Raw genomic sequence first — 24,586 nt, forward strand, 5'->3', positions numbered from 1 at the left:
GGAGACCCTGGCCACGTACACCCCCCGGGCCCGCGACCCCGCGGCCCGGGCGAAGCTGGCCGCGTAGGCACCGCACCGGTGTGCGGAAGGAGGGCGGCGACCGGATCCGGTCGCCGCCCTCCTTCCGCACACCCGCCGTCGGTACCGTGGCCCCATGACCATCCGGGCGGTCCTCTGGGACATCGACGACACGATCTTCGACTACGCCACCGCCGACACGGCCGGGATGCGCGGCCACCTCGCGGCCGAGGGGCTCCTCGAAGGGTTCGGCTCGGTGGAGGCGGCCCTCGACCGGTGGCGGGAGCTCACCGTCCTCCACTGGCGCCGCTTCGAGCGGGAGGGCGGCGACTTCCTGGACCAGCGCCGCGACCGGGTCCGCGACTTCCTCGGCAGGCCGGAGCTCACCCCCGGCGAGGCCGACGCCTGGTTCGACCGGTACGTCGTCCACTACGAGGCGGCCTGGGCGCTCTTCCCCGACACCGTGCCCGTGCTCGACCTCCTGGCCCGTGACTACCGTCACGCGGTCCTGTCGAACTCCAGCATCCGCAACCAGGAGCGCAAGCTCCGGATCCTGGGCATCCGGGACCGCTTCGAGGCCGTCCTGTGCGCCGCCGAGCTCGGCGTGGCCAAGCCCGCCCCGGAGGCCTTCCACGCCGCCTGCACCGCCCTCGGCCTGCCCCCGCACCAGGTGGCGTACGTCGGGGACCAGCCGGACATCGACGCCCGGGGCGCGGCGGAGGCGGGGCTCCTGGGCATCTGGCTGGACCGCTCGGACACCGGCGGCCGGCCCGAGCTGCACCGGATCACGGAGCTGAGCGCCCTCCCCGACCTGCTGCGCCGGGATACCCGTTTTGGAGCGCGGTCCACCTTCGGGTAATGTTCTTCCTGCGCCGAGGGGAGCAAGCCGAAAGGCAAGAGCCCGGAAAGCGCAAGCCGAGCAGGATCCCCCTGGTGGGGAAGTTGCCCCGGTGGCCTATGGTGTAATTGGCAGCACGACTGATTCTGGTTCAGTTAGTCTTGGTTCGAGTCCAGGTAGGCCAGCTCGCAGAGCTCATCTGCACACCGTGGACGATCATCCACAAAGCCCCCGTTGTGTAGCGGCCTAGCACGCCGCCCTCTCAAGGCGGTAGCGCCGGTTCGAATCCGGTCGGGGGTACAGATCCTTCCCGCGGGATCACTTGGGTAGCTCCCGGTGAACCCGATGCAGGATCGCTAGGGCCCCCGTTGTGTAGCGGCCTAGCACGCCGCCCTCTCAAGGCGGTAGCGCCGGTTCGAATCCGGTCGGGGGTACGGTTTAACCACCATGGCCTATGGTGTAATTGGCAACACTACGGTTTCTGGTACCGTCATTCTTGGTTCGAGTCCAGGTAGGCCAGCTCGCAGAGCTCATCTGCACACCGTGGACGATCATCCACAAGGCCCCCGTTGTGTAGCGGCCTAGCACGCCGCCCTCTCAAGGCGGTAGCGCCGGTTCGAATCCGGTCGGGGGTACGCACAGAAGAAGCCCTTCCCTTCGGGGGAGGGCTTCTTCGCCGTCTCCCTCCTCACCGTCTCCGCGGCGTCCGGACCCGGACACAACTCCGGCCCACCGCTGCGGCGTTGGAGCGGTGGGCCGGGACGAACGGGGGAGCGGTGGAGCGTCAGCCGTTGCGGCGGAGCGCCTCGGAGAGGCGGGCGGCGGCGTCGATGACGGCCTGGGCGTGCATGCGGCCCGGGTGGCGCGTCAGGCGCTCGATGGGGCCCGAGACCGACACGGCGGCCACCACGCGGTTCGAGGGGCCGCGCACGGGCGCGGAGACGGACGCCACGCCCGGCTCCCGCTCGCCGATCGACTGGGCCCAGCCGCGGCGCCGCACGCCCGACAGGGCGGTCGCCGTGAAGCGGGCGCCCTGGAGGCCGCGGTGCAGCCGCTCGGGCTCCTCCCAGGCCATCAGGATCTGCGCCGACGAGCCGGCCTTCATCGTCAGCGTCGAACCGACCGGGACCGTGTCCCGGAGGCCGGAGAGCCGCTCGGCCGCCGCCACGCAGATGCGCATGTCGCCCTGGCGCCGGTAGAGCTGGGCGCTCTCGCCGGTGACGTCGCGCAGGTGCGTGAGCACCGGACCCGCGGTCGCGAGGAGGCGGTCCTCGCCGGCCGCGGCGGCGAGCTCCGCGAGGCGCGGTCCGAGGATGAACCGGCCCTGCATGTCACGCGCCACCATCCGGTGGTGTTCCAGTGCCACGGCGAGACGATGTGCCGTGGGTCGTGCGAGTCCCGTCGCCGCGACCAGTCCTGCGAGGGTGGCCGGACCGGACTCCAGGGCGCTCAGGACAAGGGCTGCCTTGTCGAGAACGCCTACGCCGCTAGAGTTGTCCATGCAACGATATTCGCGTCTCACTCTGTGAAACGCAAGTTCAATTTCCCGGGGAACTTGTCACTCTGGTGGGGCGGCCGCACAACGGCCCGCGAAACGGGTCTCTAGTTGTGCCGGCGTAGACGTCGGCCGGAGGGAAAGCGATGGGTAGGACACTCGCGGAGAAGGTCTGGGACGACCACGTCGTCCGGCGCGCCGAGGGCGAGCCCGACCTCCTCTTCATCGATCTGCACCTGCTGCACGAGGTGACCAGCCCGCAGGCCTTCGACGGTCTCCGCCAGAACGGCCGCCAGGTGCGGCGCCTCGACCTCACCATCGCCACCGAGGACCACAACACCCCGACCCTCGACATCGACAAGCCGATCGCCGACCCCGTCTCCCGCGCCCAGCTCGAGACCCTCCGCAAGAACTGTGCCGAGTTCGGCGTCCGGCTGCACCCGCTGGGCGACGTCGAGCAGGGCGTCGTCCACGTCGTGGGCCCCCAGCTCGGCCTGACCCAGCCCGGCACCACCGTGGTCTGCGGCGACTCCCACACCTCCACGCACGGCGCCTTCGGCGCGCTGGCGTTCGGCATCGGCACCAGCCAGGTCGAGCACGTCCTCGCCACCCAGACCCTGCCGCTGGCCCGCCCGAAGACCATGGCCATCACGGTCGACGGCGAGCTGCCCGAGGACGTCACGGCCAAGGACCTGATCCTGGCGATCATCGCGAAGATCGGCACCGGCGGCGGCCAGGGCTACATCCTGGAGTACCGCGGCTCCGCCGTCGAGAAGCTCTCGATGGAGGCCCGGATGACCATCTGCAACATGTCGATCGAGGCCGGCGCCCGCGCGGGCATGATCGCCCCCGACGAGACCACCTTCGCCTACCTGAAGGGCCGCGCCCACGCCCCCGAGGGCGAGGACTGGGACGCCGCCGTCGCGTACTGGAAGACCCTGAGGTCCGACGAGGACGCGGTCTTCGACGCCGAGGTCGTCATCGACGCCGCCTCCCTGGCGCCGTTCGTCACCTGGGGCACCAACCCCGGCCAGGGCGCCCCGCTTTCGGCGAACGTCCCCGACCCGGCTTCGTACGAAGACGCTTCGGAGCGCCTCGCCGCCGAAAAGGCCCTGGAGTACATGGGGTTGACCGCCGGGCAGCCGCTGCGCGACATCAAGGTCGACACCGTCTTCGTAGGCTCCTGCACCAACGGCCGCATCGAGGACCTGCGCAACGCCGCGGACCTGCTCCAGGGCCGCAGGGTCGCCGACGGCGTCCGGATGCTGGTCGTCCCCGGCTCCGTCCGGGTCGCCCTCCAGGCCGTCGAGGAGGGCCTGGACAAGGTCTTCAAGGAGGCCGGCGCCGAATGGCGGCACGCGGGCTGCTCGATGTGCCTGGGCATGAACCCCGACCAACTGGCCCCCGGCGAGCGCTCCGCGTCCACCTCCAACCGCAACTTCGAGGGCCGGCAGGGCAAGGGCGGCCGGACCCACCTGGTCTCCCCCCAGGTCGCCGCCGCCACCGCCGTACTGGGCCATCTGGCCTCCCCGGCCGACCTGTCCGACGTCGCCACGCCCGCGGGAGTCTGAGGAACCATGGAAGCTTTCACCACGCACACCGGCCGGGCCGTCCCGCTGCGCCGCAGCAACGTCGACACCGACCAGATCATCCCCGCGCACTGGCTGAAGAAGGTCACCCGCGACGGCTTCGAGGACGGCCTCTTCGAGGCCTGGCGCAAGGACTCCGAGTTCGTCCTCAACCGCCCCGAGCGGCAGGGCGCCACGGTCCTGGTCGCCGGCCCCGACTTCGGCACCGGCTCCTCCCGCGAGCACGCCGTCTGGGCGCTCCAGAACTACGGCTTCCAGACCGTGATCTCCTCCCGCTTCGCCGACATCTTCCGCGGCAACTCGCTGAAGAACGGCCTGCTGACCGTCGTCCTGCCGCAGGAGACGGTGGACGCGCTCTGGGAGCTGACCGAGGCCGACCCGACCGCCGAGGTCACCGTCGACCTGGAGCGCCGCAAGGTCCTGGCCGCCGGGATCGACGCCGACTTCGAGCTCGACGAGAACGCCCGCTGGCGCCTCCTGAACGGACTCGACGACATCAGCCTCACCCTTCAGAACGAAGCCGACATCGCGGCCTACGAGGAGGCCAGGCCCTCCTTCAAACCCCGTACGATTACGGTCTGAGCAGCGCTTTTCCACGACTGCGCCCCCCACCCTCCGGTGGGGGGCGCAGTCGCTTGTTGGGCCCCTGTCGGGCGACAACTCGCCCTAGATGGCACAATCGGTGCATGGAACGCGACAGCCAACTCGAGCTCTACGAGGCAGTCGCCGCCCGATTGAAGGAAGCGCACGCAAGGGTGCGCTCACTGCAAGTCCCGGAGGGCGTAAGGATGGCGCTGTCCCGGAAGCTGCTGGTCGTGACGGCCGCGGCGAAGCACGATCTCAAGGACGCGGCGACGCGTCTGGACCGGTTGATGAAGGACCTCGACGAGGGCCGATTCCCAGAGGACGACTGACACCAGGAACTCCGCAACGGCTCTTCCGCGTTGCGGCACTAGGGTGATTAGACCGTTTCGTGTTTGATTTGCGGTATATACATGCCTAACGTGCGAAAAAGCTTGAACACTTTCGTTCTGGCAATGTCTCCGAAGGGGAAGACGTGAACAAGGCGCAGCTCGTAGAAGCGATTGCCGACAAGATGGGCGGTCGCCAGCAGGCCGCCGAAGCCGTCGACCACGTGCTCGACGCCATCGTGCGTGCCGTGGTCGGGGGCGACCGGGTCTCCGTCACGGGTTTCGGCTCGTTCGAGAAGGTCGACCGGCCGGCCCGCTACGCCCGGAACCCGCAGACGGGTGAGCGGGTCCGCGTGAAGAAGACCTCCGTCCCCCGCTTCCGCGCCGGTCAGGGCTTCAAGGACCTGGTCAGCGGCTCGAAGAAGCTCCCCAAGGGCGGCGAGGTCTCCGTCAAGAAGGCCCCCAAGGGCAGCCTCACCGGCGGCGCCTCCGCGACGGTCAAGAAGGCCGCCGCCAAGAAGGCCACCACCGCCAAGAAGGCCGCCGCGAAGAAGGCGACCCCGGCCAAGAAGACCACCGCGGCCGTCGCGAAGAAGGCGACGCCCACGAAGAAGACCACCGCGGCGGCCGCCAAGAAGGCCACCCCGGCGAAGAAGACCGCGACCACCGCCGCGGCCAAGAAGACCTCCGCCGCCGCGAAGAAGACCACCACGGCCGCCGCGGCCAAGAAGACCTCGGCCGCCAAGAAGACCGCGCCGGCCGCGAAGAAGGCCACGGCGACGAAGGCGCCCGCCAAGAAGACGACGGCGCGCAAGACCACCGCCAAGAAGACCGCCGCCAAGAAGTAGGACGTGCGGGAACGATCCGCCGGGCCGGGCTCCCCTCGGGGAGCCCGGCCCGCGGCGCGTCGAACAGCTCCTAGAACGTCTGGAGCGTCACCAGGGTGATGCGCGGGCCGGCCCCCGGGCCGCCCGGCTCCGTCTCGATCCGCACCCGCTGGCCCGGCCGCAGCAGCAGGAGCCCGCCCGCCTCGAAGGCCTCCGCCCCGAACTCCACCGGGGTGCCGTCGTCGAGCAGCACGCTGCCGCTGCGGGTCTCGGGGTCGTACGTGTACGCGGTCGCCTGCATGGACCGCAGCCTATCCGGCCGCCGGCAGCCACCGGGCGGCCGTCCGCGGGCCGAGCCCCAGCTCCCGGGCCGCCGCCAGGTCCTCCCCGGTGTCCACGTCCCGGCGTACGGAATCCACCCCCGCGAGCCGGATTTCCACCGCGCCCGTCGACAAATGCCGCCGCCTCGACGCGCCCCCGAATGCCGGTGCCAATTCCACTCCCGGAGCAGCCGAGAGGAATGTCGTACCGATTTCGGCGGCGTCCGCGAGAAATGCCCTCGGAAATCCCAGGGCCGCGTCCAGGACCCGGGCCAGCTCCGCCGGGCGCAGCGCGGGGAGGTCCGCGTTGAGCGCCGCCACGCGCGCGTGCGGACGCCGGGCCCGCACGGCCCGCGCCCCGTGCGCGAGCGCCGCGTTGAGCCCCGCCGCCGGCGCGTCCGGCACGATCCGCGCGCCCAGCGCCGCGAGGGCCGCCCCGGCCGCGGGATCGTCGGTGACGACCACCGCCTCCCGCACCCGCGCGCACTCCAGCACCGCCCCCACCGTGTCCTCGGCGAACGCGAGCGCGAGCCGGGGACGCAGTCGCGCGCCCGCCGCCGCGGCCAGTCTGCTCTTCGCCAGGGCAAGGGGCTTCAGGGGTACGACGAGGGACCAGCCGTCGTCCGCATCGGTGTTCATCGCCGACCATTCTGTCCCGCCCGTGCGGCCCGCCCGAGGGGCCGGGGCGTACGGTGTCACTCGACAGAGCAGGAGCATGGGGCGACACTGACCCCCTGCCAGCCAGTCCCGGAGAAAGGTGTCCGCGTGCCCCGCCGCAGAATCGGCTTCTGGTACCGCCTCGCGGCGGTCATCGCCAAACCCCCCCTGGTGGTTCTGTTCAAGCGGGACTGGCGCGGCACGGAGCACATCCCGGCCGACGGCGGATTCATCACCGCCGTGAACCACAACTCCTACCTGGACCCGCTCTCCTACGCGCACTACCAGTACAACACCGGCCGCGTCCCGCGCTTCCTCGCCAAGGCCGCCCTCTTCAAGGGCTCCTTCGTCGGCACGATGCTGCGCGGCACCGGCCAGATCCCCGTCTACCGCGAGACGACCGACGCGCTCGACGCCTTCCGCGCCGCCGTGGACGCCATCGAGCGCGGCGAGTGCGTCGCCTTCTACCCCGAGGGCACCCTGACCCGCGACCCCGACATGTGGCCCATGGCCGGCAAGACCGGCGCCGCCCGCGTCGCGCTGCTCACCGAGGCCCCCGTCATCCCGGTGGCCCAGTGGGGCGCGAACCTCGCGATGCCGCCGTACGCCAAGGAGAACAAGTTCCGGCTGTTCCCCCGCAAGACGCTGATCGTGCAGGCCGGTCCGCCGGTCGACCTCTCCCGCTTCCACGGGCTCGACCCCACGCCCGAGGTGCTCCGCGAGGCCACCGAGACCATCATGGCCGCCATCACCGCCCTCCTGGAGGAGGTCCGCGGCGAGAAGGCGCCCGCCGAACCGTACGACCACCGCAGGGCCCGCCTGGAACAGCGGCGCAAGGCCGCCGAAGGGAACGCCAAATGACCAGGGCAGCCGTCTTCGGCAACGGATCCTGGGGCACCGCCTTCGCCATGGTGCTCGCCGACGCGGGCTGCGAGGTGAGCCTCTGGGGCCGCCGCGCCGAGCTCGCGAAGGAGATCAACACCACCCGGACCAACCCCGACTACCTGCCGGGGATCGAGCTCCCCGGCGCGATCACGGCCACCGCCGACCCGGCCGAGGCCGCCGCGGACGCCGACTTCACCGTCCTGGTCGTCCCCTCCCAGACCCTCCGCGGCAACCTCGCCGCCTGGAAGCCGCTGCTCGCCCCCGACACCGTCCTCGTCTCCCTCATGAAGGGCGTCGAACTCGGCACCGCCGAGCGGATGAGCGAGGTCGTCATGGAGGTCGCGGACGTCCCCGCCGAGCGCGTCGCCGTCCTCTCCGGCCCCAACCTGGCCCTGGAGATCGCCTCCCGGCAGCCCGCCGCCGCCGTCGTCGCCTGCGTCGACGAGACGGTCGCCCAGCGGTTCCAGACCGCCTGCATGACCCCGTACTTCCGCCCGTACACCAACACCGACGTGGTGGGCTGCGAGCTCGGCGGGGCCGTGAAGAACGTCATCGGCCTCGCCGTCGGCATCGCCAACGGCATGGGACTCGGCGACAACTCCAAGGCCACGCTCATCACCCGCGGCCTGGCCGAGACCACCCGGCTCGGCCTCGCCATGGGCGCCGACCCGCTCACCTTCGCCGGCCTCGCCGGCCTCGGCGACCTGGTCGCCACCTGCTCCTCGCCGCTCTCCCGGAACAACACCTTCGGCACCAACCTGGGCCGCGGGATGACCCTCCAGGAGACCATCGCGGCCACCCGGCAGACCGCCGAGGGCGTCAAGTCCTGCGAGTCCGTGCTCGATCTGGCCCGCCGCCACGGCGTCGACATGCCGATCACCGAGACGGTCGTCTCGATCGTCCACGAGGGCAAGCCGCCGATCGTCGCCCTCAAGGAACTCATGTCGCGCTCGGCGAAGTCCGAGCGCCGCTGACCCGGGGCCGGAGCGGGGGCCGGGGCCGGAGACCGGGGCGAGTCCGCGCGAGCCCGGACGACTCGGACGCGCGCGCGGCGGGGCGCTCAGGAGTTCGGGAACCGCAAGGTACCCTCATCGCGATATGAGCGAGAACACCCAGAGCCCCCGCAAGCCGCGCGTGGCCGTCGTCTTCGGCGGACGCAGCTCCGAGCACGCCATCTCCGTCGTCACGGCCGGCGCCGTCCTGAGCGCCATCGACCGGGACAAGTACGACGTGCTGCCCATCGGCATCACGACGGACGGGCGCTGGGCGCTCACCGCCGACGCCCCGGAGCGCATGGCCATCGCCGACCGCGCCCTGCCGAACGTCGCCGACCTCGCCGAGTCCGAGCAGGGCGGCGTCGTCCTCTCCGTCGACCCCGCCAACCGCGAGGTCGTCCTCGCCGAGCCCGGCGCCGTGCCGCGCGCCCTCGGCGAGGTCGACGTGGTCTTCCCCGTCCTCCACGGCCCGTACGGCGAGGACGGCACCCTCCAGGGCCTCCTGGAACTCTCCGGCGTCCCCTACGTCGGCGCGGGCGTCCTCGCCTCCGCCGTCGGCCAGGACAAGGAGTACATGAAGCGGGTCTTCGTCTCCTTCGGCCTCCCGGTCGGCCCGTACGAGGTCGTCCGGCCGCGCGAGTGGGACCAGAACCCGGCCGCCGCCCGCAAGAAGATCGTCGAGTTCGCCGCCGACCACGGCTGGCCGCTCTTCGTGAAGCCCGCCCGCGGCGGCTCGTCCGTGGGCATCACCAAGGTCGACGACCTCTCCGGCCTCGACGAGGCGATCGAGGAGGCCCGCCGCCACGACCCCAAGGTCATCGTGGAGGCGCTGGTCCGCGGCCGCGAGATCGAGTGCGGCGTCCTGGAGTTCGAGGACGGCCCCCGCGCCAGCGTGCCGGCCGAGATCCCGCCCGTCACCGACCACGACTTCTACGACTTCGAGGCGAAGTACATCGACTCCGCCTCCGGCATCGTGCCCGCCCCCATCGGGGACGGGGCCACCGCCGAGCTCCAGCGCCTCGCCGTCGCCGCCTACGAGGCCGTCTCCTGCGAGGGCCTGGTCCGCGCCGACTTCTTCCTCACCGAGGACGGCGAGTTCGTCATCAACGAGATCAACACCATGCCGGGCTTCACGCCCATCTCCATGTACCCGCGCATGTGGCAGGAGAGCGGCGTGAGCTACCCCGAGCTGGTCGACCGGCTCCTCCAGGCCGCCCTGACCCGCTCCACGGGCCTGCGCTAGCGGACCGCGACCGGGGAGCCGGACGCGCCCGCGCGACCGGCTCCCCGGGCACGTCCGTACGGCGTCGGGAGCACACCTCCGGGGGAACATCCGTACGGCGTCGGGAGCACGCCTTCCCCGGGCACGTCCGGACGACCTCAGGAACACTCCTCCGCGAGCGCGCACGGAACCGCCCTCGCCACGGGGGCGGCGAGATCGCCGAGCGGCCCCGCGTCGTGCTCGTACCGCGCGTCGAGGCTCACCTCGACGTACGTCTTCCGGTACACCGACGTGAACCGGGGCCCGGAGCCCTCCGGACGCTCCAGCATCCAGTTGACCCCGTTCACCTCGACGCCCTGCGCCTTCGGATCGCTCATCTTTTCGGGCCGGGGGACGCCGCAGCGCAGTACGATCGCACCGTCACCCCACCCGGCGGTCAACTCGGAGCCGGGCTCCGGGTCACTCCGCTCCAGCCCCGCCACGGTGTCGGGCAGCTCCTTCGCCAGCGCCTGGCAGAGGGCGGCCTCCTCCGCGGGAGGGCTGGGAACCGCGACGGACGCCGATGCGCCGGACGAGGAACAGCCGACGGACGCCAGCAGCAGCACGGCGGCCGCGACGGCGGCGGACAGGCCGAAGGGCCGGTGGGAAGACGTCACCGGCCAAGCGTAGACGGGGGCTACAGATGAACGACCGGGCAGGTGAGGGTGCGCGTGATGCCGTCCACTTGCTGGACCTTGGCGACCACCATGCGGCCCAGCTCGTCGACCGTGTCCGCCTGCGCGCGCACGATGACGTCGTACGGACCGGTCACGTCCTCCGCCTGGATCACCCCCGGGATCTTGGAGATGGTGTCGGCGACGGTCGACGCCTTGCCCACCTCGGTCTGAATGAGGATGTACGCCTGTACCACGGAACCTCCAGGGCGACCACGAGGATCTTGTGGGAGAAAGGGACGCCACGGTACCGCGTCGCCGCGGGCCACGGGGAGACCCGCGCGTCCCGGCGCACCCGGGGCGTGGCGTACGCAGGACAGAAGTTGACGGTCTACTTGACGGTACCCAGCACGGTGACGGCCCGCGACCCGCGGCGCGCACGGACGCGCCCCCGCCCGCCGGCCGGCACGACGACACGAGGTGAGACGCGGTGAAGGGCACAGTCGGAGAGCTGGGCGAGTTCGGGCTCATCAGAGAGCTCACGTCCCGGCTCACCTCCACCCCGGCGGTACGGATCGGACCCGGCGACGACGCCGCGGTCGTCTCCGCCCCCGACCGGCGCGTGGTGGCCAGCACGGACATCCTCCTCGAAGGACGTCACTTCCGCCGCGACTGGTCGACGGCGTACGACGTCGGCCGCAAGGCCGCCGCGCAGAACCTCGCCGACATCGCCGCCATGGGCGCGGTCCCCACCGCCCTCCTCCTCGGCCTCGTCGTCCCCGCCGAACTCCCCGTCACCTGGCCCACCGAACTCATGGACGGCCTGCGCGACGAATGTCAGGTCGCGGGCGCGGCCGTGGTCGGCGGCGACGTCGTGCGCGGCGACACGATCACGGTCTCCATCACCGCCCTGGGCGACCTGCGCAACCACGACCCGGTCACCCGGGGCGGCGCGCAGCCCGGCGACGTCGTCGCCTACACCGGCTGGCTCGGCTGGTCCGCCGCCGGATACGCGGTCCTCTCGCGCGGCTTCCGCTCCCCGCGCGCCTTCGTCGAGGCGCACCGCAGGCCCGAACCGCCGTACCACGCGGGCCCCGCCGCCGCCGGGCTCGGCGCCACCGCCATGTGCGACGTCAGCGACGGCCTCATCGCCGACCTCGGCCACATCGCGGAGGCCAGCAAGGTCCGCATCGACCTGCGCTCCGGACTCATCGACATCCCCACCCAGATGAACGACATCGGCCAGGCCGTCGGCGTCGACCCCATGCAGTGGGTGCTCACCGGGGGAGAGGACCACGCCATCGTCGCCACCTTCCCGCCGGACGTGAAGCTGCCCGCCCGCTGGAAGGTCATCGGCGAGGTCCTCAACCCCTCGGCGCTGCCCCAGGTCACCGTGGACGGCGCGCCCTGGCACGCGGTCGGCGGCTGGGACCACTTCGGGGAGACGGAGTGAGTACGGGAGACGGAGTGAGTACGGGAGACGGAGTGAGTGCGGGGGATGAAGTGAGTACGGGAGACCCGGGGCGGCCGCCGCTGGTCCTCACCGTCGCCGGGTCCGACTCCGGCGGCGGCGCGGGCATCCAGGCCGACCTGAAGACGATGCTGGCGCTCGGCGTCCACGGCATGAGCGTCCTCACCGCCGTCACCGCGCAGAACTCCCGGGGCGTCCAGGGCGTCTGGGAACTGCCGGCGGAGGCCGTGCGCGCCCAGTACCGGTCCGTCGTCGACGACATCGGCGTCCAGGCCGTGAAGACCGGCATGCTGGCCACCGCCCCGCTCGTGGAGACCGTCGCGGAACTCCTCGCGGACACCGGAGCGCCCGTCGTCGTCGACCCGGTCGGGGTCTCCAAGCACGGCGACCCGCTCCTCGCCGCGTCCGCGCTCGACTCCGTCCGCACGAAACTGCTGCCCCTCGCGACCGTCGCCACGCCCAACCTGGACGAGGTGACGCAGCTCACGGGCGTGCGCGTCGCGCACGAGGCCGACATGAGGACCGCCGCCGGGGCCGTCCTGGCGTACGGACCGGCCTGGGTCCTGATCAAGGGCGGGCACCTGCCCACGGGCGGGGAGGCCGTGGACCTGCTCACCGACGGCGAGGAGGAGCACTGGCTCCGCGCCCCGCGCCACGACAACCGGCACACCCACGGGACGGGCTGCACGCTCGCCTCGGCGGTCGCCTCCGGGCTCGCCAAGGGGCGCACGGTGCCGGAGGCGGTGCGGGAGGCCAAGGGGTACGTGACCGGGGCCATCGCCGCCGGATTCGCCCTGGGCGCGGGCATAGGCCCGGTCGACCACGGCTGGCGGTTCAGGGACTGATCAGGGACTGAGCGGTACGAGGGGCCCGGGGGCGCCGACGGCTCCCGGGCCCGCCCCGTACCTGCCCCAGGGCATGGCAAAAGGCCGGTTCACCGAGGTGAACCGGCCTCTCAAGGCAACCGCAGGGGCTGCGCTACGACGGAACGTCGCGGTTAGCGCGAGACCTTGCCGGCCTTGATGCACGAGGTGCAGACGTTGAGCCGCTTCGGCGTCCGACCGACCACGGCACGCACGCGCTGGATGTTCGGGTTCCAGCGACGGGACGTACGGCGGTGCGAGTGCGAAATGTTGTTGCCGAAGCCCGGCCCCTTGCCGCAGACGTCGCAGTTGGCAGCCACGGGTCACTCCAAAGACTTCAGAATTACAGTGAAATCCGGCGCACCGGAATCAGGAGTCTGAAGTGGCTTGCCGGGGAACGGCCCGGACTGAACCGGGCAACCGAAGCAGCATACAACGCCTGCTTCCGTGGAACGAAACTACCATGTTCCCCGCCGGCCCCGCCCCGGGCCCCGGTCACGCCCGGGACACCTCCGGTCTACCCTGCGGTGAGCTCACCGCCGAAGGAGGACCCCCCGTTGTCGCGAGCCCTTCAGCCTGACGAGGAGCTCGTCGAGCTCGACGCCGAAGCGGTCCGGACCTGGTGCGCGAGGGCCTTCGACGCCCTCGGACGGGAGCGCGAGGAGATCGACGCGATCAACGTCTACCCGGTCGCGGACGGGGACACCGGCACCAACCTCTACCTGACGGCGGAAGCCGCCCACCGGGCCGTCGAAGCCGTCTTCGCGGCCTCCGGCCCGGACACGGCAGAGGCCGTGCGGGCCATGGCCCACGGTGCCCTCCTCGGGGCCCGCGGCAACTCCGGGACCATCCTCTCCCAGCTCCTGCGCGGCATGGCGACCGTCCTCGCCGACGGACGTGACGGGGATCACCTCGCCCGCGCCCTCGCCGAGGCCGCGCGCGCGGCCCGGCAGGCCGTCGCCCGCCCCGTGGAGGGCACCATCCTCACCGTGGCGAGCGCCGCCGCCGAGGCGTGCGCGGCGGGCGGCACGCTCGTGGAGGTGGCCCGCTGCGCCCACGAGGGGGCCGCGACCGCGCTGGCGGCCACCTCCGGCCAGTTGGACGTCCTCGAACGCGCCGGGGTCGTGGACGCGGGCGGCAGGGGCCTGGTGGCCGTCCTCGGCGCCCTCCTGGAGACCGTCACAGGGCGGAGCCCGGACCGGTCCGGGGCCGCGCCGCTCCCGCCGGCCGCCCCCCGCGAGGAGTGCGCGGGCGAGGACGGGCCCGCCTACGAGGTGATCTACCTCCTGGAGGCCGACGACACGGCCGTCGAGCTGCTGCGCGCCCGCCTCGACGCCCTGGGGGAGTCCCTGGTCGTCGTCGGCGGCGACGGCCTCTGGAACGTCCACGTGCACGCGGACGACGCGGGCGCCGCCGTCGAGGCCGGCGTCGAGGCCGGCCGCCCCCACCGCATCCGGATCACCCACTTCGCGTCCACCGCGCCGACTCCTCCGGCCCGGGAGGACGGATACGAGGCCGGTCACGGGGCGGGGTACGGAGCGGGGTACGAGGCCGGGGACGGTCCCCGAGCCGGTGACGGACCCGGTCACGCGACCGGCCACGGGAACGAGGAGCGGGGGACCACCGGACGCCCCGGCCCCACCGACCCCGCCGGAGGCGCACCCCGCGCCCGGCGCGCGGTCGTCGCCGTCGTCCCCGGCGAAGGCCTCGCCGGGCTCTGCGCCGAGGCCGGCGCGACCACCGTCCGGACCCGCCCCGGCGAACCCCCCGCCGAGGACGAACTCGTCGAGGCCGTCCGGCGGGCGCACGCGCGCGAGGTCGTCCTCCTGCCCAACGACACCGACCTGCGCGAGACCGCCGCAGCGGCCGCCGAACGCGTCAGGGCCGAGGGCGTCCGCGTCGCCCTCATCCCCACCCGGGCCGCCGTCCAGGGCATCGCCGCCCTCGCCGTCCACGAGCCCGACCGGCGCTTCGACGAGGACGTCGTCGCCATGACGGCCGCCGCCGGAGCCACCCGCTACGCCGAACTCGCCGTCGCCGAGCACCGGTCCTTCACCTCGGCCGGCGTCTGCCAGGCCGGCGACGTCCTCGGCCTCATCGAGGGGGACGTCGCCGTCATCGGCCAGGACCTCACCGAGACCGCCCGCACCGTCCTGGACCGGATGCTCTCGGCGGGCGGCGAACTCGTCACCCTCGTCGTCGCCGACGGCACCCCGCCCGGCCTCGCCGCCGACCTCGAACGCCACGTCCGGCGCGGCTACCTGGCCGTCGACACCACCACGTACCACGCGGGCGCGGAGGCTCCGCCGCTGCTCATCGGGGTGGAATAGGCGCCGCTCCCGGCGGTCGTCCACAGGCCTCGCCCCGACTGTCGGTCCCGTGGTGTGCAATGGAACGCGTGCCCGCGCTCGACGAACCACTCAAGAAGTCCCTCGGCCCCGCCACCGCCAAGGTCATGGCCGAGGCGCTCGACCTGCACACGGTCGGGGACCTGCTGCACCACTACCCCCGCCGGTACGCCGAGCGGGGGGAGCTGACCACCCTCTCCGACCTGCCGCTCGACGAGCACGTCACGGTGGTCGCGCAGGTCGCCGACGCCCGTGTGCTCACCTTCAACGGCTCCAAGGGGCGCGGCCAGCGCCTCGAAGTGACCATCACCGACGGCAGCGGCCGCGTGCAGCTCGTCTTCTTCGGCAAGGGCGTGCACAAGCCGCACAAGGACCTGCTGCCCGGCACCCGAGCGATGTTCGCGGGCAAGGTCTCGCTCTTCAACCGGCGCCTCCAGCTCGCCCACCCGTCGTACGAACTCCTGCGCGGCGACCGCGAGGAGGCCGTGGACGTCTGGGCCGGGGCCCTCATCCCGATCTACCCGGCCACCACCAAGCTGGAGTCCTGGAAGATCGCCAAGGCCGTCGACGCGGTCCTGCCGAGCGTCACCGACGCCGTCGACCCGCTCCCGGACGCCCTGCGCGAGGGCCGCGGCCTCGCCGAACTGCCCGACGCCCTCCGGATGATCCACCGGCCCCGCACCAAGGCCGACATCGCCGCCGCCCGGGACCGGCTCAAGTGGGACGAGGCCTTCGTCCTCCAGGTCGCCCTCGCCCGCCGCCGGCACGCCGACACCCAACTGCCCGCCGTCCCCCGGAGGCCGGCCCCCGAAGGCATCCTCGACGCCTTCGACGCCAAGCTCCCCTTCACCCTCACCGACGGCCAGCGGAAGGTCTCGAAGGAGATCTTCGACGACCTCGCCACCGACCACCCCATGCACCGCCTCCTCCAGGGCGAGGTCGGAAGCGGGAAGACCATGGTCGCCCTGCGCGCCATGCTCGCCGTCGTCGACTCCGGGGGGCAGGCCGCGATGCTCGCGCCCACCGAGGTCCTCGCCCAGCAGCACCACCGCTCCGTCACCGAGATGATGGGCGAGCTGGCCGAGGGCGGGATGCTCGGCGGTGCGGACCGGGCCACCAAGGTCGTCCTGCTCACCGGGTCCATGGGCGTCGCCGCCCGCCGTCAGGCCCTGCTCGACCTGGTCACCGGCGAGGCCGGGGTCGTCATCGGCACGCACGCGCTGATCGAGGACAAGGTGCAGTTCCACGACCTGGGCCTGGTCGTCGTCGACGAGCAGCACCGCTTCGGCGTCGAGCAGCGCGACGCCCTGCGCGGCAAGGGCAAGCAGCCCCCGCACCTCCTCGTCATGACCGCGACACCCATCCCGCGCACGGTCGCCATGACCGTCTTCGGCGACCTGGAGACCTCCGTCCTCGACCAGTTGCCCGCCGGCCGCTCCCCGATCGCCAGCCACGTCGTCCCCGCCGCCGACAAGCCGCACTTCCTCGCGCGCGCGTGGGAACGGGTCCGCGAGGAGGTCGAGAACGGACACCAGGCGTACGTGGTCTGCCCCCGGATCGGCGACGAGGAGGACCGGAAGAAGAAGTCCGGGGCGTCCGCGGAGGACGAGGCCGAGAAGCGGCCCCCGCTCGCCGTCCTCGACGTCGCCGAGAAGCTCCGCACCGGCCCCCTCACGGGCCTGCGGATCGCCGTCCTGCACGGCCGCATGCACCCCGACGACAAGGACGACGTCATGCGCCGCTTCGCCGCCGGCGACCTCGACGTCCTCGTCGCCACCACCGTCATCGAGGTCGGCGTCAACGTCCCCAACGCCACCGCCATGGTCATCATGGACGCGGACCGCTTCGGCGTCTCCCAGCTCCACCAGCTCCGCGGCCGCGTGGGCCGCGGCTCCGCCCCCGGCCTCTGCCTCCTCGTCACCGAGATGCCCGAGGCGAGCCCCGCCCGCCAGCGCCTCGGCGCCGTCGCCTCCACCCTCGACGGCTTCGAGCTCTCCCGCATCGACCTCGAACAGCGGCGCGAGGGCGACGTCCTCGGCCAGGCCCAGTCCGGCGTCCGCTCCTCCCTGCGGGTCCTCACCGTCATCGACGACGAGGAGGTCATCACCGCCGCCCGCGAGGAGGCCACCGCCCTCGTCCTCGCCGACCCCGACCTCACCGCCCACCCGGGCCTGCGCACCGCCCTCGACGCCCTCCTCGACAAGGACCGGGAGGAGTACCTGGAGAAGGGCTGACCGTCCACCGGTCCGACCGCGGCCATATCCTGAGACGTACGCACTGGACGTACGCACTGGACGACGCAGGACGAGGACACCGATGACCCGCGTGATCGCCGGTACGGCCGGCGGCCGGCGCCTGGCCGTGCCGCCCGGCAACGGCACCCGCCCCACCTCCGACCGGGCGCGCGAGGGCCTCTTCTCCACCTGGGAGGCGTTCCTCGGCACCCTCGACGGGACCCGGGTCGCCGACCTGTACGCGGGCTCCGGCGCCGTCGGCCTCGAAGCGCTCTCCCGGGGCGCCGCCCACGCCCTCCTCGTCGAGGCCGACCCCCGCGCCGCGCGGACGATCCGGGAGAACGTCCGGGCGATCGGCCTGCCGGGCGCGGAGCTCCGTACCGGCAAGGCCGAGCAGATCGTGACCGGACCGGCCCCCGCCGACCCGTACGACCTGGTCTTCCTCGACCCGCCGTACGCCGTCGAGGACGCCGGTCTCCGGGAGATTCTCCTCACACTGCGCTCGGGGGGCTGGCTGGGCGAGGATGCCCTCGTCACCGTGGAGCGCAGCACCCGAGGCGGAGAATTCGGCTGGCCGGCCGGTTTCGAGCCACTGCGGGCCCGTCGTTACGGCGAGGGAACGTTTTGGTACGGTCGCGCCGCCTCTACGTGCGAAGACGCACGATGACCGGACCGGAGAGCGAGGGACCCACGTTGCGCCGCGCCGTCTGTCCGGGGTCATTCGACCCCATCACCAACGGACACCTCGACATCATCGCCCGCGCCTCCAAGCTGTACGACGTCGTACACGTGGCCGTGATGATCAACCAGTCGAAGAAGGGCCTCTTCACGGTCGACGAGCGGATCGAGCTGATCCGCGAGGTCACCGCCGACTTCGGCAACGTCCGGGTGGAGTCCTTCCACGGCCTCCTCGTCGACTTCTGCAAGCAGCGCGAGATCCCCGCCATCGTCAAGGGCCTGCGCGCGGTCAGCGACTTCGACTACGAGCTGCAGATGGCCCAGATGAACAACGGCCTCTCGGGCGTGGAGACCCTCTTCGTCCCCACCAACCCGACGTACAGCTTCCTCTCCTCCTCCCTGGTCAAGGAGGTCGCGGCCTGGGGCGGCGACGTCTCCCACCTGGTCCCGCCGCTGGTCCTCGGGCACCTGACCGAACGGCTCGCGCAGAAGTGACGCGCGGCCACCGCCGCTGACGCTCCGTCACCTGGTGTCGGACGGGCGCCGACTGCCCTTACAGTCGTCCCGTCCTTCTCCAACCGGCTGTAGAGAGTGGCGAGCACCAGGTGGACGTGCAGAAGAAGCTCGACGAGATCGTGGCGACCGTGCGGGGCGCCCGCTCCATGCCCATGTCGGCATCCTGCGTGGTCAACCGCGCCGAACTGCTCTCCCTGCTCGAAGAGGTGCGGGAGGCCCTGCCCGGCTCCCTCGCCCAGGCCCGGGAGCTGATCGGCGGCCGCGAGCAGATGGTCGAGGAGGCCCGCCGGGAGGCCGAGCGGATCATCGAGGCCGCCCACGCCGAGCGGGGCTCGATCGTCTCCGACACGCAGGTCGCCCGGCAGTCGCAGGAGGAGGCCGACCGGATCCTCTCCGAGGCCCGCCGCGAGGCCGAGGAGATCCGCGCCGAGGCCGACGACTACGTCGACTCCAAGCTCGCCAACTTCGAGGTCGTCCTCAACAAGACCATCGGCTCCGTCGACCGGGGCCGCGAGAAGCTCCTCGGCCGCGGCCCGGGGCTCGGGCCGGACGGCTACGCCGACGAGGACGCCCCCGAGTACAGCGCAGACCCGCAGACGCTGATTCACCGGGCGGACGGGGCCGACGACTTCATCGCCGCCAAGCTGGGCGCCTTCGAGGCGGTGCTCAGCAAGACCCTGGAGGCCGTCGGGCGCGGCCGGCAGAAGCTGCACGGCCGGATCGCCACCGACGACCTCGGCGAGCACATGGCCGCCCAGGACGGCCTCGGCGGCACGGTCCACACCAGCGACGCCGACTACCTGGCCGGCCTCGCGGAACTCTCCGACCCCGAGCCGGCCCCGATCCCGGCGCAGGCCCCGGTCCAGCCCCCGGCGCACGTCCCCGACCCGCCGCAGCAGCAGCCCGACCCGTACGGCTACCAGCAGGACCCCTACGGGTACCAGCAGGTCCAGCAGCAGCCGGACCCCTACGCGTACCAGCAGCAGGCCGATCCGTACGGCTACCAGCAGCAGGACCCCTACGCGTACCAGCAGCCGGCCCAGCAGCCCCAGCAGGCCGCCGCGCTCGACGAGACCAGCTTCTTCGACACGAGCATGATCGACCTGGACCAGTTGCGCCGGTACGAGCAGCAGTACGACCAGGGGCAGCAGCAGTAGGCGAGCGGACGCGGGAACGGGCGAAGGGCCCGGATTGGGCCCTGGGCGAAGCGTCCAGTATCCTGGCTCTTCGGTCGCGCGTATGTCCGCGACCCGTGCTGCCCACGGTCGGCGGCCCACGAACCTTCCACGACGCAGAACGATCCGAAAGCAGGAAGAGCCCTGAGCACGCGCCTCGACCACCGCAACCCCCTCGTGTTCGACACGCACGAGCTGGGGCGGCGTCCTGGTGCCCTGCAGCGGCTCTCGCGATCGGTCGAGGCCCCCGCGGCCATGGGCGTCGAAGGAGTGATCGGAGTGCCCGAGGGCGCCCCGATCGACATCGATCTCCGTCTTGAGTCGGTCATGGAAGGGGTGCTTGTCACAGGCACCGCCCGTGCGTCGGCCGAGGGGGAGTGCGTAAGGTGTCTGGAGCCCGTCGAGCTGGAGCTCGACGTGGACTTCCAGGAGATGTTCTCGTACCCCGAGTCCGACGACCGGGGCCGCTCCAAGGCGGCCGCGGACGACGAGGCCGAGGGCGAAGAGGACATGATCCCCCTCGAGGACGGCATGTTCGACCTCGAACCCGTGCTGCGTGATGCGGTGGTGCTCGCACTGCCGATGCAGCCGGTGTGCCGGGAGGACTGTGCGGGCCTGTGTTCCGAGTGCGGAACCAACCTGAACGAGAACCCGGACCACCACCACGACGCCGTCGACATCCGTTGGGCGGCACTGCAGGGACTCGCCGGTTCGCTGGGAACCGATGAGAAGGACAACATGAGCGGCAAAGCCTCTGACGGGGACGTCCGAAGCGCCGCCGAGAAGCAGGAGAAGTAGCCGTGGCTGTTCCGAAGCGGAAGATGTCGCGCAGCAACACGCGCCACCGCCGGTCGCAGTGGAAGGCTGCGGTCCCCACCCTGGTTTCGTGTGAGCGTTGCCAGGAGCCGAAGCTGCAGCACATCGCGTGCCCGAGCTGCGGCACCTACAACAAGCGCCAGGTCCTCTCGGTCTGATTGGGCTGGTGAGAGGCGCAATGTCTGAGTCCCGCAAGACGGACGACAAGACGGACCATGCCTCGTCCCACACGCTTCTGGAAGGGCGGCTCGGCTACAAGCTCGAGTCCGCCCTTCTGGTGCGTGCGCTGACCCACCGTTCGTACGCGTACGAGAACGGCGGTCTGCCCACCAACGAGCGTCTGGAGTTCCTCGGGGACTCCGTGCTCGGCCTGGTGGTCACCGACACGCTGTACCGCACCCACCCCGACCTGCCCGAAGGCCAACTGGCCAAGCTGCGGGCCGCGGTGGTCAACTCTCGTGCACTGGCGGACGTGGGCCGCGGACTCGACCTCGGCTCCTTCATCCGGCTCGGCCGGGGCGAAGAGGGCACGGGCGGCCGGGACAAGGCGTCCATCCTCGCCGACACCCTCGAAGCGGTGATCGGCGCGGTCTATCTCGACCAGGGCCTCGAAGCGGCGTCCGAGCTGGTGCACCGGCTCTTCGACCCGCTGATCGAGAAGTCCTCGAACCTCGGTGCCGGCCTGGACTGGAAGACCAGCCTCCAGGAGCTCACCGCGGCCGAGGGCCTGGGCGTCCCGGAGTACCTCGTCTCCGAGGAGGGCCCGGACCACGAGAAGACCTTCACCGCTGCCGCCCGCGTCGGTGGTGTCTCGTACGGCACCGGCACCGGCCGCAGCAAGAAGGAAGCGGAACAGCAGGCGGCGGAGTCCGCGTGGCGCGCGATCCGCGCGGCCGCGGACGAGCGTGTGGCGGCGGCGAAGGCCGCGGCCGAGGCGGGAGCGGTCGCCGACCCCTCTCCTGCCAAGGACCGGGCCTCGGCCTGACCTTTCGTCCTGCTCGCTTCCGGAGCCTTCCGGGAACCCCGCCCCAGGGCGGGGTTCCCGTCTTTTCCGGGCTTCTCACGCGCGATCCGGACGGCAGTAGGGTGGTTCCGCCGTCGAAGAAGTGAAGAAGTGACGAACGACTCCGGAGGAACACCGTGCCCGAGCTGCCCGAGGTCGAGGTCGTCCGGCGCGGTCTGGAGCGCTGGATCGCCGGCCGGACCGTGACCGAGGCCGAGGTCCTGCACCCCAGGGCCGTGCGCCGCCACCTGGCGGGCGGCGAGGACTTCGCGGCCCGGCTGAAGGGCCGGCGGGTCGAGGGCGCGCGGCGGCGCGGCAAGTACCTCTGGCTGCCGCTGGCCGACACCGGGACGGCCGTCCTCGGACACCTCGGCATGAGCGGACAGTTGCTCGTCCAGCCGCACGACGCCCCCGACGAGAAGCACCTGCGCATCCGGGTCCGCTTCGACGACGCCGTCGGCACCGAGCTCCGCTTCGTCGACCAGCGCACCTTCGGCGGGCTCTCGCTCCACGACCAGAGCCCCGACGGGCTCCCGGACGTCATCGCGCACATCGCCCGCGACCCGCTGGACCCGGCGTTCGACGACGCCGCCTTCCAGGCCGCGCTGCGCCTGCGCCGTACGACGATCAAGCGGGCCCTCCTGGACCAGTCGCTGATCAGCGGCGTCGGCAACATCTACGCGGACGAGGCGCTCTGGCGCTCACGGCTGCACTACGACCGGCCGACCGCCACCCTGACCCGGCCGCGCTCGGCCGAACTCCTCGGACACGTCCGGGACGTGATGAACGCGGCGCTCGCCGTCGGCGGCACCAGCTTCGACAGCCTGTACGTCAACGTCAACGGCGAATCCGGCTACTTCGACCGCTCCCTCGACGCCTACGGCCGCGAGGACGAGCCCTGCCGCCGTTGCGGCACCCCGATGCGCCGCCGCCCCTGGATGAACCGCTCCAGCTACTTCTGCCCCCGCTGCCAGCGCCCGCCACGCGTCGTCACGGGGTGAGCCGGCCGCGCGGAGCCGGGGCCGGCGTCGACGTGGGGGACTCCGCCCCGCTGCTCCCCGGCTACTCCGCTGTGAGGGCGTCGGCGATGTCCTGCATGTGCTCGGTGACGGCGTCGGCCTGCGCCTCGCTGAAGAGGTCCGCCTTGTGGGGCTCGTCGGCGTAGCCGATGACCTTCGCCCCGGCCGCGTGGGCGGCCCGGACGTCGGTGAGGGAGTCGCCGATCAGGGTGCAGCTCGTGACGTCGATGTGCATCTGTTCGGCCGCCGTGATGAGCGGGAACGGGTTCGGCTTCATCAGGTGGGGCTGTTCGGAGGGGCGGCCCACGATGTGCGTGACGTGCTCCTGGAGGCCGTGGAGTTCCAGGAAGGCCTGGACGCACTCGGCGGAGTTGTCGCTCACCACCGCGACCCCCCGGCCGGCCGCGCGTGCTGCCCGGAGGGCTTCGGCCGCTCCCGGAGTCGGCTGTCCGGCCACCGCGACGGCTCGTACCTCGGCGGACGTCAGGGCCTGCTCGATCCTCCGGCCCGGTTCGGTGCCGGCCTCGTGCGCGATGCGCAGGACTTCGATCGGGTCGTCGGTCCGGGCGGCCTTCGCGCCCGCGGCTGCGTCCCGGGCGGAGAGGAGTGCGGTCAGCTCTCGTGCGACCTCGGGGGCCGGCAGTCCCGCGAACACGTCGCACACGGGGCCGTCGAAGTCGAAGAGGAGGACGCGGGCGTTCGCCAGGATCTCGGTGAGGGGGTCGGTGTGCGTCACGGTCGAAGTTCCTTCCGGTGGTCTCCCGGGTGCTGCCGGACCGCATCCGGGGTCGCTGGACCCGCCGGGCTCCGTCGGACGTCTCGCCGCCCTCGCCCACGAGGTCGTGGTTCCCGGTCGTCTCGCCCCGGGCGACGACCTTATGCGGGCGGACCGGGCCGCATCCGAAGAACACGTCCTCGTGGACGATCGCGTACCGCTTGAAGAACCGCGCCGATGCGGTCGCGGAGCCGCTCGTCGGCCCCGTCGACGCGGCGCGGGCCGCCCCGGATGCCGGTCACGGCTCCGAGACGGCCCGCACGGTGGCCCGCGGGAATCTCAGTAGCCGAAGTCCTGGGTCCACCACGGGCCGCCGTCGCCGAAGTGCACGCCGACGCCCATCGTCTTGAAGTCGCAGTTCAGGATGTTGGCGCGGTGGCCGTCGCTGTTCATCCAGGACTCCATCACGGCCGCCGCGTCCGCCTGGCCGCGGGCTATGTTCTCGCCGGCCAGGGTCGAGACGCCCACCTTCTGGGCGCGCGCCCACGGGGTGTTCCCGTCGGGGTCCGTGTGGTCGAAGAAGCCGCGGGCGGCCATGTCCGCGCTGAACGCGCCCGCCAGCGAGGCGAGCCGCGCGTCGGCGGTCACCGGGGTGCAGCCCACGGTGGCGCGCTCGGTGTTGACCAGGCGGAGGACCTCCGCCTCGGCGGCGTCGTTCCGGTTGGCGGTGGAGGCCGGCGCGGCCTTCCGGACCGGGGCCTTGGCGGTGGGGGCCTGCGTGGTCGGGTCGGGCTTCGGCGCGGGCGCCTCGGTGGTGGGCGCGGCCGAGGTCTTCGGGGCGGCCGTCCGCACGGGCTTCGGGGCCGTCTTCTTCGTGGCCTTCGGCGCGGGGGAGGGGGTCGACGTCGGCTTCGGCTTGGGCTTCGCGCTCGGGGAGGCGGTGGTCTTCGAGGGCTTCGGGGTCGCCGTCTTCGTGGCCTTCGGCTTCGGGCCGGGCTTCGCCGAGGGGGAGGCAGGCTTCCCGCTGCCGGTCCCCGTGCGCGTGGTCGTCGGGGTCTCCGTCGCCCCGCCCTGCGTGGTCAGCTCCGGGGCCTGCCGGGACGGCGCCCGGTGCTCGACCGTGTCGGTGCTGCCGACCGTGAGGGTGTCCCCGCCCGGCAGGAGGCCCGAGGCGACCGCGACCGCGCCGACCGCGACCGCCGCGGAGGCGCCGAGCAGGCCGGTGCGCACGGTCCGCCTGCGGCGGTCACCCCGGTGCCGGCGGTCCGTACCGGCCGCGTAGTCTTCTGCGGCGGGTGCGGCGCCGGAGCGACGGTGGCGTCCCATGGCTCTGCCCTC

At 72.3% G+C, this 24,586-nt stretch carries 27 protein-coding genes and 5 tRNA genes; 24 read left to right on the plus strand and 8 right to left on the minus strand.

Translation table 11 applies throughout. The annotated features are described in order from the left end of the window. Window positions 1-154 precede the first annotated feature (154 nt). The 6 genes from ACFYNX_RS04480 (at window position 155) to ACFYNX_RS04505 (ending at window position 1,491) form a co-directional block, all read left to right on the plus strand. Entirely contained in the window at window positions 155-877 is a 723-nt protein-coding gene (locus tag ACFYNX_RS04480; protein WP_365546499.1) for an HAD family hydrolase, read from the plus strand. A gap of 92 nt (window positions 878-969) precedes the next feature. Beyond that, window positions 970-1,041, plus strand: a tRNA-Gln gene (locus ACFYNX_RS04485). A 42-nt stretch (window positions 1,042-1,083) separates the two neighbouring features. Then, a tRNA-Glu gene (locus ACFYNX_RS04490) sits at window positions 1,084-1,156 on the plus strand. A gap of 61 nt (window positions 1,157-1,217) precedes the next feature. Then, a tRNA-Glu gene (locus ACFYNX_RS04495) sits at window positions 1,218-1,290 on the plus strand. 14 nt (window positions 1,291-1,304) lie between these two features. After that, window positions 1,305-1,376, plus strand: a tRNA-Gln gene (locus tag ACFYNX_RS04500). A gap of 42 nt (window positions 1,377-1,418) precedes the next feature. Then, window positions 1,419-1,491: transfer RNA gene (locus ACFYNX_RS04505), tRNA-Glu, on the plus strand. A 149-nt stretch (window positions 1,492-1,640) separates the two neighbouring features. Here ACFYNX_RS04505 and ndgR read toward each other — a convergent pair. Next, window positions 1,641-2,357 (minus strand): IclR family transcriptional regulator NdgR, encoded by a 717-nt coding sequence (ndgR, locus tag ACFYNX_RS04510; protein WP_005311436.1) that lies wholly within the window; start codon window positions 2,355-2,357, stop codon window positions 1,641-1,643. Between the two features lie 140 nt (window positions 2,358-2,497). On the opposite strand from ndgR, the gene leuC reads away from it, so the two are divergent. From leuC to ACFYNX_RS04530, 4 genes are all read left to right on the plus strand, one after another. Beyond that, entirely contained in the window at window positions 2,498-3,922 is a 1,425-nt protein-coding gene (gene leuC / locus ACFYNX_RS04515; protein WP_365546496.1) for a 3-isopropylmalate dehydratase large subunit, read from the plus strand. Between the two features lie 6 nt (window positions 3,923-3,928). Then, window positions 3,929-4,522 (plus strand): 3-isopropylmalate dehydratase small subunit, encoded by a 594-nt coding sequence (gene leuD / locus ACFYNX_RS04520; protein ID WP_365546493.1) that lies wholly within the window; start codon window positions 3,929-3,931, stop codon window positions 4,520-4,522. 104 nt (window positions 4,523-4,626) lie between these two features. Then, entirely contained in the window at window positions 4,627-4,854 is a 228-nt protein-coding gene (locus ACFYNX_RS04525) for a hypothetical protein (protein WP_388657536.1), read from the plus strand. Between the two features lie 143 nt (window positions 4,855-4,997). Further along, complete coding sequence (locus ACFYNX_RS04530; protein ID WP_125663976.1) at window positions 4,998-5,699, plus strand: HU family DNA-binding protein; 702 nt, start codon at window positions 4,998-5,000, stop codon at window positions 5,697-5,699. Between the two features lie 70 nt (window positions 5,700-5,769). On the opposite strand, the gene ACFYNX_RS04535 is transcribed toward ACFYNX_RS04530, so the two are convergent. Both ACFYNX_RS04535 and cofC read right to left on the minus strand, forming a co-directional pair. Next, on the minus strand, window positions 5,770-5,979 hold the full coding sequence (locus tag ACFYNX_RS04535; RefSeq protein ID WP_365546488.1) for a hypothetical protein: 210 nt from the start codon (window positions 5,977-5,979) through the stop codon (window positions 5,770-5,772). 10 nt (window positions 5,980-5,989) lie between these two features. Beyond that, entirely contained in the window at window positions 5,990-6,637 is a 648-nt protein-coding gene (cofC, locus tag ACFYNX_RS04540) for a 2-phospho-L-lactate guanylyltransferase (RefSeq protein WP_365546485.1), read from the minus strand. Window positions 6,638-6,763: 126 nt separating this feature from the next. On the opposite strand from cofC, the gene ACFYNX_RS04545 reads away from it, so the two are divergent. From ACFYNX_RS04545 to ACFYNX_RS04555, 3 genes are all read left to right on the plus strand, one after another. After that, complete coding sequence (locus ACFYNX_RS04545; RefSeq protein WP_365546482.1) at window positions 6,764-7,516, plus strand: lysophospholipid acyltransferase family protein; 753 nt, start codon at window positions 6,764-6,766, stop codon at window positions 7,514-7,516. Further along, window positions 7,513-8,514: an NAD(P)H-dependent glycerol-3-phosphate dehydrogenase gene (locus ACFYNX_RS04550; protein ID WP_125663985.1), complete on the plus strand. Its 1,002-nt coding sequence runs from the start codon at window positions 7,513-7,515 to the stop codon at window positions 8,512-8,514. Before ACFYNX_RS04545 ends, ACFYNX_RS04550 begins: the two co-directional genes overlap by 4 nt. A gap of 124 nt (window positions 8,515-8,638) precedes the next feature. Beyond that, on the plus strand, window positions 8,639-9,778 hold the full coding sequence (locus ACFYNX_RS04555; RefSeq protein ID WP_388657541.1) for a D-alanine--D-alanine ligase family protein: 1,140 nt from the start codon (window positions 8,639-8,641) through the stop codon (window positions 9,776-9,778). 137 nt (window positions 9,779-9,915) lie between these two features. On the opposite strand, the gene ACFYNX_RS04560 is transcribed toward ACFYNX_RS04555, so the two are convergent. Together ACFYNX_RS04560 and ACFYNX_RS04565 are read right to left on the minus strand one after the other, a co-directional pair. Continuing rightward, window positions 9,916-10,413 carry a DUF3515 domain-containing protein gene (locus tag ACFYNX_RS04560; protein WP_388657544.1) on the minus strand — a complete coding sequence of 166 codons (498 nt, stop codon included), beginning with the start codon at window positions 10,411-10,413 and terminating at the stop codon, window positions 9,916-9,918. Between the two features lie 20 nt (window positions 10,414-10,433). Next, the gene (locus ACFYNX_RS04565) at window positions 10,434-10,667 is read right to left on the minus strand and encodes an Lrp/AsnC family transcriptional regulator (RefSeq protein ID WP_017947604.1); all 234 of its coding nucleotides are present in this window, start codon (window positions 10,665-10,667) and stop codon (window positions 10,434-10,436) included. 233 nt (window positions 10,668-10,900) lie between these two features. Between ACFYNX_RS04565 and ACFYNX_RS04570 the strand changes: the two genes are divergently transcribed. Together ACFYNX_RS04570 and thiD are read left to right on the plus strand one after the other, a co-directional pair. Beyond that, window positions 10,901-11,863, plus strand: a complete 963-nt coding sequence (locus tag ACFYNX_RS04570) for a thiamine-phosphate kinase (RefSeq protein ID WP_365546475.1) — start codon at window positions 10,901-10,903, stop codon at window positions 11,861-11,863. 50 nt (window positions 11,864-11,913) lie between these two features. After that, a complete protein-coding gene (thiD, locus tag ACFYNX_RS04575) occupies window positions 11,914-12,726 on the plus strand; it encodes a bifunctional hydroxymethylpyrimidine kinase/phosphomethylpyrimidine kinase (protein WP_388657547.1) in 813 nt (270 codons plus the stop codon). 152 nt (window positions 12,727-12,878) lie between these two features. On the opposite strand, the gene rpmB is transcribed toward thiD, so the two are convergent. Continuing rightward, complete coding sequence (gene rpmB, locus ACFYNX_RS04580) at window positions 12,879-13,064, minus strand: 50S ribosomal protein L28 (protein WP_003957616.1); 186 nt, start codon at window positions 13,062-13,064, stop codon at window positions 12,879-12,881. Between the two features lie 237 nt (window positions 13,065-13,301). Here rpmB and ACFYNX_RS04585 point away from each other — a divergent pair, with 237 nt between their 5' ends. From ACFYNX_RS04585 to mutM, 9 genes are all read left to right on the plus strand, one after another. Continuing rightward, window positions 13,302-15,074 (plus strand): DAK2 domain-containing protein, encoded by a 1,773-nt coding sequence (locus ACFYNX_RS04585; RefSeq protein ID WP_388657550.1) that lies wholly within the window; start codon window positions 13,302-13,304, stop codon window positions 15,072-15,074. A 59-nt stretch (window positions 15,075-15,133) separates the two neighbouring features. Beyond that, window positions 15,134-17,326 (plus strand): ATP-dependent DNA helicase RecG, encoded by a 2,193-nt coding sequence (gene recG, locus ACFYNX_RS04590; RefSeq protein WP_365546466.1) that lies wholly within the window; start codon window positions 15,134-15,136, stop codon window positions 17,324-17,326. Window positions 17,327-17,408: 82 nt separating this feature from the next. Continuing rightward, window positions 17,409-17,993, plus strand: a complete 585-nt coding sequence (rsmD, locus tag ACFYNX_RS04595; protein WP_365546464.1) for a 16S rRNA (guanine(966)-N(2))-methyltransferase RsmD — start codon at window positions 17,409-17,411, stop codon at window positions 17,991-17,993. Window positions 17,994-18,019: 26 nt separating this feature from the next. Continuing rightward, window positions 18,020-18,499: a pantetheine-phosphate adenylyltransferase gene (gene coaD / locus ACFYNX_RS04600; RefSeq protein WP_365546523.1), complete on the plus strand. Its 480-nt coding sequence runs from the start codon at window positions 18,020-18,022 to the stop codon at window positions 18,497-18,499. Window positions 18,500-18,609: 110 nt separating this feature from the next. Further along, window positions 18,610-19,677, plus strand: coding sequence for an ATP synthase F0 subunit B (locus ACFYNX_RS04605; protein WP_388657554.1), 1,068 nt, complete (start codon window positions 18,610-18,612; stop codon window positions 19,675-19,677). A gap of 162 nt (window positions 19,678-19,839) precedes the next feature. After that, window positions 19,840-20,493: a DUF177 domain-containing protein gene (locus ACFYNX_RS04610; RefSeq protein WP_125662753.1), complete on the plus strand. Its 654-nt coding sequence runs from the start codon at window positions 19,840-19,842 to the stop codon at window positions 20,491-20,493. Window positions 20,494-20,495: 2 nt separating this feature from the next. After that, window positions 20,496-20,669 (plus strand): 50S ribosomal protein L32, encoded by a 174-nt coding sequence (rpmF, locus tag ACFYNX_RS04615; RefSeq protein WP_015036448.1) that lies wholly within the window; start codon window positions 20,496-20,498, stop codon window positions 20,667-20,669. A 20-nt stretch (window positions 20,670-20,689) separates the two neighbouring features. After that, complete coding sequence (gene rnc, locus ACFYNX_RS04620) at window positions 20,690-21,496, plus strand: ribonuclease III (protein ID WP_125662750.1); 807 nt, start codon at window positions 20,690-20,692, stop codon at window positions 21,494-21,496. Between the two features lie 155 nt (window positions 21,497-21,651). Next, the gene (gene mutM, locus ACFYNX_RS04625) at window positions 21,652-22,515 is read left to right on the plus strand and encodes a bifunctional DNA-formamidopyrimidine glycosylase/DNA-(apurinic or apyrimidinic site) lyase (protein ID WP_388657558.1); all 864 of its coding nucleotides are present in this window, start codon (window positions 21,652-21,654) and stop codon (window positions 22,513-22,515) included. A 61-nt stretch (window positions 22,516-22,576) separates the two neighbouring features. On the opposite strand, the gene ACFYNX_RS04630 is transcribed toward mutM, so the two are convergent. Both ACFYNX_RS04630 and ACFYNX_RS04635 read right to left on the minus strand, forming a co-directional pair. Beyond that, a complete protein-coding gene (locus ACFYNX_RS04630; RefSeq protein ID WP_388657561.1) occupies window positions 22,577-23,269 on the minus strand; it encodes an HAD family hydrolase in 693 nt (230 codons plus the stop codon). A 318-nt stretch (window positions 23,270-23,587) separates the two neighbouring features. Beyond that, window positions 23,588-24,574 (minus strand): CAP domain-containing protein, encoded by a 987-nt coding sequence (locus ACFYNX_RS04635; protein WP_388657564.1) that lies wholly within the window; start codon window positions 24,572-24,574, stop codon window positions 23,588-23,590. Between the last annotated feature and the right edge of the window lie 12 nt (window positions 24,575-24,586).

The organism is Streptomyces sp. NPDC007872 (genome assembly GCF_042868165.1).
Lineage (GTDB): Bacteria > Actinomycetota > Actinomycetes > Streptomycetales > Streptomycetaceae > Streptomyces.